A 12,873-nucleotide genomic window follows, 5' to 3' on the forward strand; every position below is an offset into this window, starting at 1 on the left:
CTGCACGGGACTCGGTATGGCGTGGGTGTTCGGCGGCTGTACCGACCGATCGGAATAGGAAGAATCGTGAGCGACGGTGTGGTCGAACCACTTTTCGTTGATCGAATTACGGCCGGGCGCCGACTTGCCAGGCGTCTGCTCGCATTTCGCGGGCCCGATGTGACGGTGCTCGGGATGTCCCCGGGTGGAATCCCGGTGGCCGGTGAAGTGGCCACGGTGCTGAATGTCGATTTGGATGTGGTTGTTCCGGAGGCGCTTCGGTCTCCGGAATGCCCGGAGTTGGTGTACGGCGCCATCACGGAGGATGGAATTCGGGCCCTGGACGTGCCGATGTGGCGAACGCTCTCGGCGGATCCGGACAAGCTGGCACGGATCGAAAGCGAGGCGGGGGAACTCGCCCGGAAAGAGGGACTGCGGCTGCGGGGGCGCCGGCCCGTGGGCAGGCTGGATCGCCGGACCGCAGTGATCGTCGACGACTATCTGGAATACGGTGTGCTCGCCTGGGCCGCCTGCCGATCGGCCTTCGCCCGCGGCGCGGTCCGTACCGTGGTGGCGGCGCCGGTCGGCGCCGGCACGGCCGTGGCGATGATCGCCGACCATGCGGACAATGTGGTGTGCCCGCATGTGGTGACGGAACTGCCCGATCCGGACCGATATTTTACGTGGCATAGTGACCAGGGCATCGGGTAATCGGTGCCTGAGGACGCAGTCCGGCGTTAAGAGGATGGCGGAAGTGACTGTGCGTGGTCGTGTGCGCTGTAAAGGCCGATCGCCGGGTGGAAGTGGCTGACGACAATGGCGATCGGTCCGGCAATTGATTGGGAGCAAGCCGAATATCAGGGGTGCTCCGTCGTACGGCCGATCGGTGAACTGTCGCTCGACACCTACCGGCAACTCAGCGACGACCTGGTCAAATTCGCCGTGGACCAGCCCCGCGCGCTGATCGTCGTCGTCGATGATCTGATGATCGGCGAGGAACCCCTGCTGACGGCGTTCACCCAGGCTTGGTCCCGGGTCAGTGAATGGCCGGCGGTGCCGCTGCTCCTGGTCACCCGGACCGTCGGCGCGCACACTCGATTCACCACGAGCGCGGTGCGGAAGTTCGTGCCGGTGTACCGCTCGGTACCGGAGGCGTCGGGCGCCGCCGCCGCGCCGCCGCGCTTCCGTGCGCGGACCGAACTCGGCGTCGCCGAGGGTGCGCGCAGCGCGCGCCGGTTCGTGGACGAGGTCTGCGAACGCTGGTCCACGCCCGAGGTGTGCGGTGACGCTCGGCTGGTCGTCACCGAATTGGTGGAGAACGCGTTTCTGCACACCGAGGTCGACACGGTCGGCGTGCGGCTGGAGCGCTGGGGCAATGTGCTGACGATCGCGGTCTCCGATACCGATCCGCACGAGGCGGTGCTGCGCGAACCCGCCGATGGCACACGGCGTTTCGGACTGCACATCGTCTCGCGACTGGCCATTGCCTGGGGGTGTTCGCCGCAGTGGCCGATGGGCAAGGTGGTGTGGGCGACGCTGCCCACCCGGCGGCAGCTGCGCTGAGCCGCACGGCCCGATCAGTTCCCATCACGCAGGACGAGCAGCCGGCGCAGCACATCGATGGACCGATCGTGTTCGGCGGACCGCGCGGCAAAGCGATCGGCGGTGTCGTCCTGGCCCTGGCGGCGGGCATCGTCCTGCATGCGCCGGGTGATCCGGCGCTTGTCCTCCAAGGCGCGCAATGCCATCCACAGCGCGCGTTCGATCTCGGTGTTCTCCTCGATGAGCAGCGCCGCCGCGGTCCACGCATGCCCGACCAGGCAGCGGAAGTGGAGGCCGTCGCCCATGTCCAGCAGGGGACCGTCGCAGTCCGGGCAGATCAGGTCCGCCGGAGGCGCCAGCGTCGCCATTCCGCTCTTCGCGACCGCCGCCCCGGCGTCGATCTGGGCTTCGAGCCGGGTGAGATCGGGCGGCGGCAGCGGTGCGGGCAGATCGCCTCTGACCCGGAGCGTTTCCGCCAGCGCGGGACCGAGTTCGCGGGCCGGGCGGACGAGGTCGACCTGTACGCGCCGCAGCGCGGTCTCGGGCATGCTCCGGTACTTCGCGTCGGCGGGATCCTGCACGGCGGCCACCCCGCCGCGGGACTTGATCAAGGCGAGGCCCGCGGTGCCGTCGTCGAGCGAACCGGACAGCACCACGCCCGCCACCCGGGGCGCCCAGGTGAGCGCCGCGGACCGGAACAAGGCGTTCACTCCGGGCCGGTGGCCGTTCTCGGTCGGACCGTGCGACAACACGATTCGACGCCGGGAGACCAGCAGATGATGACGCGGCGTGGCGGTGTAGACGGCGCCGGCCTCCAGCGGCATGCCCTGCCGCGCGGTGTGCGCGGGCAATACACCGGCCCGATCCAGAATGGTCGCCAGCGTGCTCACCGCGGTCACCGGAAGATGCAGTACCACCAGCACGGCCGCGGGCAGATCGGCGGGCAAGCCGTGCACGAACTTCTGCAGTGCCTCGACTCCGCCGGCCGACGCACCGACCACGATCACATCCGACGGCTCTGTCATACGTCTCCCTGCGGGGTCCCGGGCCGGACCTGGGCCGAGTACCCGGTGCCGGGGCGACCTAACGTCGCGGGCCGCCCCGGCACCACTGGGTCACAGGATTTCGTCCTTGGTTTCGACCAGCGCCCAGGTGCACGCGACACTGAGGGCGGCGAGCCCGGCCAGCAGGACGCCGATGGCGATGCTGCCGAAGGCTTCCGACAGCGGCGCGGCGATCAGCGGCGGGACCGCGCCGCCGAGCACGCCCGCCAGGTTGTAGCCCAGGCCCGCGCCGGTGTAGCGGTAGCGGGTCCGGAACATCTCCGGAAGCAGTGCGCCACAAGGCCCGTAGGCAATGCCGAAGATCCCCAGGGTGACGGTGACGCCGAGCGCGAAGGCGGCTCGGGAACCGGTGTCGAGCAGCGGGAACAGCGCCAGCGCCCAGACCACGGCCAGGCCGCTGGACACCAGCAGCACCCGTCGCCGCCCCAGCCGGTCGGAGTAGAGCGCCGAGGCGATGATGGCCGCGCCGAAGACCGCGGCCGCGCCGATGCCCACGGTGAGGACGAACGGCCGGCTGAAGCCGAGCGTCTTGGTGCCGTAGCTGGTGAGATACGCCGTGCCCATATAGAAGAAGGAGAACAGCGTCGCCAGCGCGCCGGCCGAGAGCAGGATCTCCCGCGGCTGCTGCTTCCAGGCCTCGAGGAACGGCAGACCCGGTGCGGACGAGCCGCCCGCGACGGCCTTGCTCGCCCGGAAGACCGGAGTCTCCTCGATGGCCAGCCGCATGTAGAGGCCGATGCCGACCAGCACGATGGAGAACAGGAACGGAATGCGCCAGCCCCAGGTGAGGAAGGTCTGATTGGCATCGCCCAGCACCGCGCCGGTGATCAGGAAGGTGCTGCTGGACAACATGAATGCGAAGGCCGGCCCGATCTGCGGGAACATGGCGTAGAGCCCGCGTTTGCCCGGCGGCGCGTACTCCGCGGTCAGCAGGGTGGCGCCGGCCCATTCCCCGCCGACCGCGAAGCCCTGGCCGAAACGCAGCAGCACCAGAATGATCGGCGCGGCCACGCCGATGCTGTCCGCGCTGGGCAGCAGGCCGATGAGCAGCGTGCACAGGCCCATCAGCAGTAGGGTCGAGACCAGCGTCTTCTTCCGCCCGATGCGGTCGCCGTAGTGCCCGAACAGCACCGCGCCGACCGGCCGGGCGACGAAGGCGACCGCGAAGGTCGCGAACGAGGCGACGGTGCCGGCCGTGGACCCGAGCGCCGGGAAGAACACTTTCGGAAAGACCAGGGCCGCCGCGGTGCCGTAGATGAAGAAGTCGTAGAACTCGATGGTGGTGCCGATACAGCTGGCAATCGCCACTTTTCGCACGCTGGTTCCGGACGACGGGGTGACCGCCGTCGTGGGTGAGACTTTCACTGCTGTTCCTCTTTCTGCCCGGCGCGGGCCGTTCGGGTCCGCTGGGTGAGAGAAACGTAGTGATCCACGTCACTGGGAGACTACCCCCGGAATGGGGGTGGGCCGGCGACCGGGCTCAGCGTTGCCGCGATCGGGCTCAGCGTTGCCGCAAGAGGAATCGCTGCACCTTGCCGCTGGGCGTCTTGGGCAGGCTGTCCACGAAGTGCACGGTGCGCGGGTAGGCGTGCGCGGCGAACTTGGTCTTGACCAGCTGCTGCAATTCGGCAGCCAGCTCCGGGCCGCCCTCGAATCCATTGGCCGGCACCACGAATGCCTCGATCACCTCGCCGCGCAGCTCGTCGGGCATGCCCACGACCGCGGCCTCCAGGACGGCGTCGTGCAGCACCAGCACGCTCTCCACATCGAAGGGGCCGATGCGGTAGCCGGCCATGATGATCACATCGTCGTCGCGGGAGGAGAAGTAGAAGAAGCCGTCCGCGTCGACCGTCCCGGCGTCGCCGGTCAGATACCAGCGGCCGTCGGCGGTGTAGCGGGACGCGGTCTTCTCGGGCGCGTCGACATAGCCGGTGAACCAGACGGCCGGACTGTCGTACATGTCCACGACCACGCGTCCCTGTTCGCCGGGATCGAGTACCCGGTCGGAGGATTCGTCGATGACGGCCATGCGGGTGCCCGGCAGCGGCTTGCCCATCGAGCCGGGCCGCACCTCGGTGCGCAGCTCGTCGTGCCAGGCATTGGCGATCAGCATGCCGTGCTCGGTCTGCCCGTAATGGTCGCGGACCGCCACGCCGAGCACCCGCTCCGACCAGGCCGGAATATCCGGTGTCAGCGGTTCGCCCGCCGACGACGCCCGCCGCAATCGCACACCGTCCCAGGCATTCTCGTCATCCGCCCGCAGTGCGCGGTACACGGTCGGGGCGGCGGCGAGGTTGGTGACGCCGAACTTCTCGAGCACCTGCCGGGTGAGCGGCGCGGAGAAGCCGGAACGCAGCAGCAGGCTGCGCGTCCCGCTCGCCAGCGGCGACAGGATGGCGTAGTACAGGCCGTACGCCCAGCCCGGATCGGCGACATTCCAGTAAACGTCGTCCGCCCGCACGTCGAGCGCGAAGTGCTGATAGCCGACCAGCCCCGCGAGCGCCCGCACCGGAACCGGAACTCCCTTGGGCGTCCCGGTGGTGCCGCTCGTATACAGCTGCACCATGACGCCGTCCGCGCCCACCGCGACGGCCGCACCCCGCGCATCATCGGCCGCGTATTCGCCCAGCAGTGCGTCCAGCGACAGCTCGTCCTCCGCCCCGGCGGTGATCACCCGCCAGGCCGGAGCGGCGGGCATATCCTCGCCCGGATCCAGCTTGGGTCGCTGATCGGCATCGGCCACAACGATTTTCGCGCCGCTGGCGGCCAATCGGAAGGCAATGGCCGCGGGCGCGAACGCCGTGAAGAGCGGCACGTGCACCGCACCGCGCCGCCAGATCCCCAGCAGCACGGTCAGCAGATCCGCCGACTTGCCCATCAGGGTCGCGACCCGATCGCCCGGCTCGATGCCGAGATCCGCGAGCGCCGCCGCGAAACGGGTCGAGCGCTCGCGCAATTCGCCGTAGGTGATATCGGCGGCGCTCAGATCGCTCTCCACGACGGTGAACGCGACGCGCTCGGGTGCGTGCCGGTCACACAGCAACTCGGCCGCACACGCCGCGGGGGACCCGTACTCCTGCAGCAGGGCGCGAACGACGGTGTTCGGATCGGAAACCATGAATTCTCTCCTCGCCCAGCGGTCGTCCGCCGCCGCGGCTGTTCTCCACGATCCTCAGCACACCCCGGCCACGGTACCCCCGAAGTTGTGTACTACCCGGCAATTCCGGTCGTCGTGCAACCGGCGAGACAGGGCAGCGCGGCGGTCAGCACCGCGAGTACGGACGAGCGGTGCCGCGGCATCATTTCCCCTGAGATCCCCTTGGAGATCGCTCGGGAGGGCGGAAAGTGCAACGATCACGAGATGCGGATGGATTCTCGGCGGGCTCGGGAGCGTTTCGCCGCCGGGCGGGTCGCGCGGCTGGCGACCGTGTCCGGTGACGGTCTGCCGCATCTCGTGCCGATCGTGTTCGCGGTGGTCGGCGAGGTCGTCTACACGGCGGTCGACGCCAAGCCGAAGACGACCACCGCGCTGCGGCGGCTGGCGAATATCGCGGCCAACCCGAACGTGTCCGTGCTGGCCGATCACTACAGCGAGGATTGGACCCGCCTGTGGTGGGTCCGCGCCGACGGCCGGGCCCGCATTGCGGACGGCGACGAGGCGCGAGCGGCGGTGCGCGAGCTGGCCGGGCGGTATTCCGCCTACCTCGAGCAGCCGCCGCCCGGCCCGGTGATCGCCATCGATGTTACGGCCTGGTCGGGCTGGCGCGCGAGCTGATTCGCGCTACCTGTGCTTGGCGGCGGCGCGGTCGCGGACGCGGTGCAGGGTATTGCGCCACAGTGCGGCGCCCACCTCGAGCGGCACGCGCGGTGAGGCCGCCCGCTTGGTCATCTCCAGCCGGGCCCGGCGCAGCAGATCGGCGGGCGCCTTGTCCGGGTGGCCGGTGTCGTAGGGCGGGTGCGGATCGTATTCGATGGTCAGCTGGGTCATCCTGGCCGCGTCGTCGCCCGCGATCTGCCCGACCAGCCACAGCCCGAGGTCGATGCCCGCCGAGACCCCCGCGGCGGTGACGATCTTGCCGCTGTGCACGATCCGATCGTGCGGCCGCGACTGTGCGCCGAAGGCCGCCAGCGCCGGTTGCGCGGCCCAGTGCGTGGTGGCCGGATGCCCGCGCAGGATATCGGCCGCCGCCAGTATCAGTGCGCCGCTGCACACCGAGGTGGTCCACTGCGTGGTCTCGTGCACGGCGCGCAGCCAGCCGATGAGCTCCTTGTCGGCCATGGCCGTGGTGGTCGCGCCCTCGGAGCCCGGCACCAGCACCAGATCCGGTGCGGGCGTCTCGGCGAAGGTGTGGGTGGCGCCGAGCACCAGCACGCCGCTGTCGGAGACGATGGGGCCGACTTCATCGGACACGAACCGCAATTCGCTCTCGGGTATGCCGCGCAGGACCTCGTAGGGGCCGATGGCGTCCAGCACCGTCATCCCCTGATACAGCACGATGGCGATCTGAAAGGTCACGGGGCACTCTCTCTTTCGGAAACGGTGAAGCGGGCGCGGTACTCGCCCGGCGGTACGCCCAAGTGGCGGTGGAAGATTCGGTAGAGGGTCTCGGGGCTGCCGAGGCCGACCGCCGCGGCCACCCGGTCCAGCGGTTGATCGGTGGTCTCCAGCAGCCGGCGCGCCGCGCCGATCCGCACCTGCTCGACATAGCGCGCCGGGGTGGTGCCCAGCTCGTGGGCGAACACCCGGGAGAAATGCCGCGTGCTCATGCCCGAGCGCGCGGCCAGCGCCGCCAGCGACAGATCGGCGTCGAGGTTCTCCTCCAGCCAGATCTGCAGGGCGCGCAGGGCATTCCGCTTCGGGGCCTGCGCGGCGACGGGTGCGCTGAACTGGCTCTGCCCGCCCGCGCGGTGCAGGTACACCACCAGCCAGCGCGCCACCTCCCGCGCCAGCTCCGGGCCGTGATCGGCGGCCACGATGGCCAGCGCCAGATCGATGCCGGCGGTGACGCCCGCCGAGGTCCACACCGAGCCGTCGCGCACATAGATCCGGTCCGGCTCGGTCCGCACCGCCGGGAATTCCCCGGCCAGCAACTCTCCGCCGGCCCAGTGCGTGGTGGCCCGGCGGCCGTCCAGCAGTCCGGCGCGGGCCAGCAGAAACGCCCCCGAGCACACCGATCCGACCCGTTCCGCGCCGTCGGCCAGCCGCCGGATGCCGGCCACCAGCTCGGCGTCCGCACTGGCCGTCCACGCCGACAGGCCGCCGGCGACCAGCATCATGTGCACCGGCTCCGACCAGTCCGCGAGCGCGTGCTCCGCGGTGACCGTGATGCCGGAGGACGAACGCACCGGCCCGGCCCGCGCCGCCACCAGCTCGACGCGGTATCCCGGCGCGGCGCCCATGAGCGTCGCCGCGGCGAGCACATCGGCGGGCCCGGCGGCATCCAGCAACTGGAAGCCGTCGAAGACCACCATCAGCACCACCCGCATGTCCCCAGCCTGCGGCCCGCCGCCCATGGCGTCAATGCCACGACTATTGCAATTCCGGCCATCCGGGCCGAATGGTCGCGGCCTCTCGCACCTGTCCCTGATTCACATATCGGAGCTCGCCAGCCGTCCGGCCAGCAGTTGCTTGCCCTGGACGCCGCCCTTGCGGCTCTCGGCCTGCGCCCGGCGGAAGAAGTCGGCGAGCTCGGTATCGCCCGCCCGCTCCGCGTCCTCGATGTAGGTCTGCAGCCGCAGCGCATTGTCCAGGGAGGCCTCGATGAACCAGATGAGGTCGTAATCCTTGTCCTTGGTGCCGGTGATGGCGCCGGTTTCCTGGGTGTGGGTCATTGCTGATCTCCTTGTCTCGCTCTCGAATTCCCCCCATTCCCCGCCTACCCGTGCGCTCGGCGGGAAAACCGGTCGCGATATCCGGGCGGCGGTGTCGGCCGCCGCTGTGCGGGTAGACCGAGGGCATGGATGTACCCGGAACTCATGGGGCGAAGACGTCCCCGCTCTCCGATGTGGCCGGGCTCGGCCCCGAGCAGCTGAGCGCACTGGTGCGCGAGCAGACCCGGCGCGCCATCGGCGAAACGATCGGGCGGATGCCGAGATTCGGCAAGCGCGCCAAGCTGATGGCGGCGGCCGCGCTGCTGGCCCTCTACGGCGGTGGTGCGCTGGTCGCGGCCGCGGTGCTGGTTATCGCGCTGGCCGTGCCCGCCTGGGTGGCGGCGCTGATCATCGGCGTCGTGCTGCTGGTCGCGGCGGCCGTCGTGCGCGCGATGGCGAAATCGCGCGGCGGCCCGGACACGGGCGTCGAGACCGGCCTCGGCGATCGCTGACGATCAGAGATCGCGGGGGAGCAGTGGGCCGAGGGGGCCGAGGTCGATATTGAGATCCTCGGGGGCCAGGCCGAAATGCTCGCGCAGCTCGTCCATGGCGTCGGACAGGCGCAGCAGGGTAGTGCCGATTTCCTCGATCTGCTTCTCGCTCAAGTCGCCCGCGTCCATGCGGCGCACGGCTTGGCGCTCCATCAGCTGGCGCAGCAGTTCGACAATGGTGAGCACCAGGGTGGCCAGGCCGCGTTCGACGGTGGCCGGGTCGAGTTCGATGCGCTCGGCCGGCTCGGTCCCTGCTCGGGCCTCGTTCATTGCTCGAGTAGGGAGGCGACGGAGGAGATGAGAGTGCGCAGGGAGATGTGCACCAGATCGACGCCCGCGATGGACAGGGTGATGTCCCCGGAGATCACCACGCCGCCGGCGAGGACCCGATCGAGCAGATCGATCAGCGCGAGCTCGTGATCGGCATGGGCGGCAAGGGATCCGGTGTCGTGCACGGTGCCCGGCAGCGCCGCGGTGAGCAGGTCGGGGCGCGGCGCGGTCATCGCGGATCTCCGAGCGCGCCGACGAAGGAATAGGGCGGCCAGGGGCCGGTCTGTTCCACGAGGAGATCGGGATGATCGGCGCATCGTGTGACGGCGGCCCGGAATTCGGTGACCTTCGCATTGTCGACGAGATACGCGGCATTGAGCAGCATCGGGGCGTCGCGCCCGGTGAGGGAGTTGTCGGTGAGCGTCCGCCGGCGCGCGCCGACGGCATACGGGGTCAATCCCCGGAACAGCTCGGCGGCGGCGCGCTCGGCGGCCGCGCGGTCGATGTGGTCGCGCCGCAGGGCATCCCGGCGCTGCCGCAGATAGTCGGCGCCCGAGGCGGGGCGCGAGCGCCGCTCCCGGAACGGCGGGCGGCGGAGGAAGGCCTTCACGCCCCATTCGGCGCGGCCGTCCACCAGGGTCAGCGCCGCGTCGAGATCGCTGTTCCGCTCGGTCAGCAGGGCGCGCACACCGTCGTCGTCGCGGCACAGCACCGCCAAGCGGACCGGTAGCGCGGGGCGGGAGGCGGCGACGGTCTCGATGACCGCATTGTGGTCGCGGGCGATGGCGGCCAGCCGGTCGAGGTCGTTCAGGTTGCGCTGCAAGGCTTCCGCGCCGAACTCGGACACGGGAACCGAGCCCACCACCGCGGCCAGCCCGCACGCGCGCACCGACCGGGTCGGCTCGCCGCTCACGCCGGAGATCGCCGGGACCGGATCGGCGTCGCGGACCACGGTGTACACCCACACCGCGACGGTGTCACGAGCCATCCCGGCTCTCCAGTTCCGCGATGCGCTGCCGCAATCGCTCGTTCTCCGAACGCAATTCGCCGGCCGCCTCGATGGCGCGCGCGCCGTCGCCTGGCTCCAGCTCGCCGTCGGCGTCCCGGGCGAGCGCCCGGTCCCCGCGCAACCAGGGGTCGCGCTCCCACCAGTCGATGCCCACCTCGCGCGCGGTCTCCAGGGAGGCGACGACCAAACGCAGTTTGATGGTGAGCAATTCGATGTCGAGCAGGTTCACCCGGATATCGCCCGCGATGACCAGGCCCTTGTCCAGGACGCGCTCGAGAATGTCACCGAGATTGGACGGTTCCGAGCCGCCGCGGGCCGGTCGCCCCGAGTACATGCCGGAGGAATAGGTCATCGGCGGTCGTCTCCGATCACGCAGCGCTTGCCGCGTCGGATCCTGCGATAGGACAACAGTTTTCCGTGCTCGTCGAGTTCGAGTTCGTAGAGCGCGAGCACATCCTCCGAGGAGGGGATGTGCGCGTCCTCGAGCACCTCGACCTCCACGGTCCAGCCCTGTTCCGCGGGCCGGACCCCCGTCGCGCCGAGCACCGCCTTGCCGGTCAGCTCCGCGATATGGCGGGTGCCGGCGGCGGCGGTCTCGGCGGCGGTCAGCGGGTCGCCGTCACTGGTCACGGTCACCGCTCCTCCGGTTCAGCAGCCGGGCCAGCACCTCCTGCTCGGCCCGCTGGTATTCGTCGGCGTCGAGTTGCCCCGCCGCCCGCTGCCGTTGCAGCTCGTCGAGCCGGCGCCGGATGGCGGGCATGCCGTACAGCTCCTTGTCGACCTCCTCGGCGAGGATCTCCGCCAATGCCAGCACGCCGCGGACGGGAAGCAGCGGCAGCGTCAGCAGGGTGCCGATCATGATGGTTCCGGCGCCTCGGCGGCCACGAAATCCCAGGCCGCGAGCGGGCCCACGACGCGCATGTCCACGCGACCGGCCCACTGCTCGCCGAGCCCGTTCACCAGGCGCAGCAGCTCCTGCTCCTGTTCGAGGGGGACGAGCACCGCGATATCGGCGACCTCCTCCTCATGGGTGGGCGGGCGCAGGGCCAGATGCTCGGTCAGCTGCCGCAGCGTCTGCACCAGCACCTCGCCGTCGGCTTCGCGCTTGGCTTCCAGTGCGGCATTGACTGTTTCGCCCAGGGTGATGCGGGCATCGCGGCCGAGTTCGGGCGGCAGCTCGCGCACCTGTTCGGCCAGCGCGGCGGCTTCCCGGTTCTCCTGCAGGATCTCCCGCAGCACCGATTCCTCGACGTACTGGCCCTTGACCAAATACTCTGCGAGGCCCCGCAATTCGTCGAGGGCGGCGCGGAAGCGATCGGCATTGGGTTCGAGCAGGCCGGTTTCGACCTGCTCGGCGTCGGGCAGCGCGGCCCCGAAACGCACCGGGATGACCGGCATCTGGGCGACCAGGCCGTCCACGACCCGGGAGAACGCCTGCAGATCCTCCGCGCGATCGAGCGGTTGATCGACGGGAATCTCGCTGACCAGGGCCGCGATCGGCCCGCGGGTGACCGTCTGCACGGGCGCGGGCTGCTGCCCGATCCCCTCGGCCTCGGGCTTCGCCTCGGCGGGCACGATCCCGTAGATCAACAGGGCTGTACCCGAATTCTGCTGTGTGCGAGAGCTTTCCGATGGTGTGTCGGCCGTGGTCATGATTGGGTCTTCCGGCGTGTGCTGGTGCTGGGCTTGGGCTTCTCTTCCTTCTCCGGGGTGAGTGCACCGAGAATCTGCTGACCGGCCTTCTCGATCAGCTCCTTGGTCTGCGACTTGTCCTTGTCCTGACCCAGCGCCCCGGCCAACTGCTGGGTCGCCGATTCGATGGCCTGCTTGGTATCGGAGGCCTTGCCGCCGGAGGCCACGTCCTTGACCACGTCCGGCAGCCCGGGCTTCTGGTCCTGCGCGGCGATATCGAGCCGGTTGACCGCCTCGGCGAAGCGCAGATACGTATCGACGCTGGCCACCACCACGCGCGCATCGATGGTCAGAATCTCGATGCCGACGAGCGATACTCGCACGTAAGCATCGATGACGAGGCCCTTGTCGAGAATGGTGTCGAGCACTTCGGCCAGACTGCTCGAATTCGGCCTGCCGACGCCGCCGCCACCTCCCCGGGGTTGTAGTGCAGTAGTCATGAAAACTAACTCCTTTGAATCGCTCTGCTTCTCGCCTACCCCCTCCGGACGCGAACATTCTCCGAAGTGGCAAGGGGGCCTGACCGATTCGGATCACGGGCACGTGCCGGTGCCGGCGTCGCGGACTCCGGCGATGGTGGCCTCGCGTTGCTGTTCGGTGAAGACCTCCCAGCCCGGCTGTGCGGGGAGGTCGGCGATTCTGGCGGCCACCGCCGCGTCCACGGCCTGCAGGCCGGAGCGGGAGCGAATGTCCGCGAAGACGGGAAGCAGGTCCTCGCAGGTGGTTCGGCGGATCTGGTCGGGGGAGGCGGCCGAGGGGGCCCGGATGTGGCTGGTACTGGCCGAGGGAGGAGTGGTGGGGGTGACGAACACCCGGGGATCGGTCGGCGGGGGCGGGTCGTCCCCGCCGACGATGTCGCAGGAGGTCAGCAGCAGTGCCGCGGCGGTGGCGGCCAACGCGATTCGGCGCACATCGCGCGGATACCCGCCCGGGCGGGCGCTAATCGACTTGACGA

General features: G+C 69.9%; 19 protein-coding genes. 4 read left to right on the plus strand and 15 right to left on the minus strand.

Annotation, left to right across the window (positions count from 1 at the left end):
- The first annotated feature begins 174 nt into the window (after positions 1–174).
- Complete coding sequence (locus ACYQ5L_RS08005) at positions 175–690, plus strand: phosphoribosyltransferase (protein WP_459956758.1); 516 nt, start codon at positions 175–177, stop codon at positions 688–690.
- Between the two features lie 105 nt (positions 691–795).
- Positions 796–1,542 carry an ATP-binding protein gene (locus ACYQ5L_RS08010; protein WP_459956760.1) on the plus strand — a complete coding sequence of 249 codons (747 nt, stop codon included), beginning with the start codon at positions 796–798 and terminating at the stop codon, positions 1,540–1,542.
- 14 nt (positions 1,543–1,556) lie between these two features.
- On the opposite strand, the gene ACYQ5L_RS08015 is transcribed toward ACYQ5L_RS08010, so the two are convergent.
- The 3 genes from ACYQ5L_RS08015 to ACYQ5L_RS08025 form a co-directional block, all read right to left on the minus strand.
- Positions 1,557–2,546: a chemotaxis protein CheB gene (locus tag ACYQ5L_RS08015; RefSeq protein ID WP_459956762.1), complete on the minus strand. Its 990-nt coding sequence runs from the start codon at positions 2,544–2,546 to the stop codon at positions 1,557–1,559.
- Positions 2,547–2,636: 90 nt separating this feature from the next.
- Complete coding sequence (locus tag ACYQ5L_RS08020; protein WP_459956763.1) at positions 2,637–3,950, minus strand: MFS transporter; 1,314 nt, start codon at positions 3,948–3,950, stop codon at positions 2,637–2,639.
- A 136-nt stretch (positions 3,951–4,086) separates the two neighbouring features.
- Positions 4,087–5,703: an AMP-binding protein gene (locus ACYQ5L_RS08025; protein WP_459956764.1), complete on the minus strand. Its 1,617-nt coding sequence runs from the start codon at positions 5,701–5,703 to the stop codon at positions 4,087–4,089.
- 249 nt (positions 5,704–5,952) lie between these two features.
- Between ACYQ5L_RS08025 and ACYQ5L_RS08030 the strand changes: the two genes are divergently transcribed.
- On the plus strand, positions 5,953–6,360 hold the full coding sequence (locus ACYQ5L_RS08030; protein ID WP_459963354.1) for a TIGR03668 family PPOX class F420-dependent oxidoreductase: 408 nt from the start codon (positions 5,953–5,955) through the stop codon (positions 6,358–6,360).
- A 6-nt stretch (positions 6,361–6,366) separates the two neighbouring features.
- On the opposite strand, the gene ACYQ5L_RS08035 is transcribed toward ACYQ5L_RS08030, so the two are convergent.
- The 3 genes from ACYQ5L_RS08035 to ACYQ5L_RS08045 form a co-directional block, all read right to left on the minus strand.
- Positions 6,367–7,101, minus strand: coding sequence for a DJ-1/PfpI family protein (locus ACYQ5L_RS08035; protein ID WP_459956765.1), 735 nt, complete (start codon positions 7,099–7,101; stop codon positions 6,367–6,369).
- Positions 7,098–8,072: a GlxA family transcriptional regulator gene (locus tag ACYQ5L_RS08040; RefSeq protein ID WP_459956766.1), complete on the minus strand. Its 975-nt coding sequence runs from the start codon at positions 8,070–8,072 to the stop codon at positions 7,098–7,100. Before ACYQ5L_RS08040 ends, ACYQ5L_RS08035 begins: the two co-directional genes overlap by 4 nt.
- Before the next feature lie 102 nt (positions 8,073–8,174).
- Entirely contained in the window at positions 8,175–8,417 is a 243-nt protein-coding gene (locus ACYQ5L_RS08045) for a hypothetical protein (RefSeq protein WP_459956767.1), read from the minus strand.
- A gap of 125 nt (positions 8,418–8,542) precedes the next feature.
- On the opposite strand from ACYQ5L_RS08045, the gene ACYQ5L_RS08050 reads away from it, so the two are divergent.
- Positions 8,543–8,908: a phage holin family protein gene (locus ACYQ5L_RS08050; protein ID WP_459956768.1), complete on the plus strand. Its 366-nt coding sequence runs from the start codon at positions 8,543–8,545 to the stop codon at positions 8,906–8,908.
- Between the two features lie 3 nt (positions 8,909–8,911).
- On the opposite strand, the gene ACYQ5L_RS08055 is transcribed toward ACYQ5L_RS08050, so the two are convergent.
- The 9 genes from ACYQ5L_RS08055 to ACYQ5L_RS08095 form a co-directional block, all read right to left on the minus strand.
- Complete coding sequence (locus ACYQ5L_RS08055; protein ID WP_459956769.1) at positions 8,912–9,217, minus strand: gas vesicle protein K; 306 nt, start codon at positions 9,215–9,217, stop codon at positions 8,912–8,914.
- Complete coding sequence (locus tag ACYQ5L_RS08060) at positions 9,214–9,402, minus strand: gas vesicle protein (protein WP_459963355.1); 189 nt, start codon at positions 9,400–9,402, stop codon at positions 9,214–9,216. Before ACYQ5L_RS08060 ends, ACYQ5L_RS08055 begins: the two co-directional genes overlap by 4 nt.
- Before the next feature lie 44 nt (positions 9,403–9,446).
- Positions 9,447–10,205 (minus strand): GvpL/GvpF family gas vesicle protein, encoded by a 759-nt coding sequence (locus tag ACYQ5L_RS08065; RefSeq protein WP_459956770.1) that lies wholly within the window; start codon positions 10,203–10,205, stop codon positions 9,447–9,449.
- Positions 10,195–10,578: a gas vesicle protein gene (locus ACYQ5L_RS08070; RefSeq protein WP_459956771.1), complete on the minus strand. Its 384-nt coding sequence runs from the start codon at positions 10,576–10,578 to the stop codon at positions 10,195–10,197. Before ACYQ5L_RS08070 ends, ACYQ5L_RS08065 begins: the two co-directional genes overlap by 11 nt.
- Positions 10,575–10,856 carry a gas vesicle protein GvpO gene (gene gvpO, locus ACYQ5L_RS08075; RefSeq protein ID WP_459956772.1) on the minus strand — a complete coding sequence of 94 codons (282 nt, stop codon included), beginning with the start codon at positions 10,854–10,856 and terminating at the stop codon, positions 10,575–10,577. The genes ACYQ5L_RS08070 and gvpO overlap by 4 nt, the downstream gene beginning before the upstream one ends.
- Positions 10,846–11,085 (minus strand): c-type cytochrome biogenesis protein CcmI, encoded by a 240-nt coding sequence (gene ccmI, locus ACYQ5L_RS08080; protein ID WP_459956773.1) that lies wholly within the window; start codon positions 11,083–11,085, stop codon positions 10,846–10,848. The genes gvpO and ccmI overlap by 11 nt, the downstream gene beginning before the upstream one ends.
- A complete protein-coding gene (locus ACYQ5L_RS08085; RefSeq protein WP_459956774.1) occupies positions 11,082–11,879 on the minus strand; it encodes a GvpL/GvpF family gas vesicle protein in 798 nt (265 codons plus the stop codon). The genes ccmI and ACYQ5L_RS08085 overlap by 4 nt, the downstream gene beginning before the upstream one ends.
- Positions 11,876–12,358 (minus strand): gas vesicle protein GvpJ, encoded by a 483-nt coding sequence (gvpJ, locus tag ACYQ5L_RS08090; protein ID WP_379205010.1) that lies wholly within the window; start codon positions 12,356–12,358, stop codon positions 11,876–11,878. Before gvpJ ends, ACYQ5L_RS08085 begins: the two co-directional genes overlap by 4 nt.
- Positions 12,359–12,451: 93 nt before the next feature.
- Complete coding sequence (locus ACYQ5L_RS08095; protein ID WP_459956775.1) at positions 12,452–12,829, minus strand: hypothetical protein; 378 nt, start codon at positions 12,827–12,829, stop codon at positions 12,452–12,454.
- Positions 12,830–12,873 lie beyond the last annotated feature (44 nt).

It is taken from the genome of Nocardia sp. IFM 10818 (genome assembly GCF_054655275.1).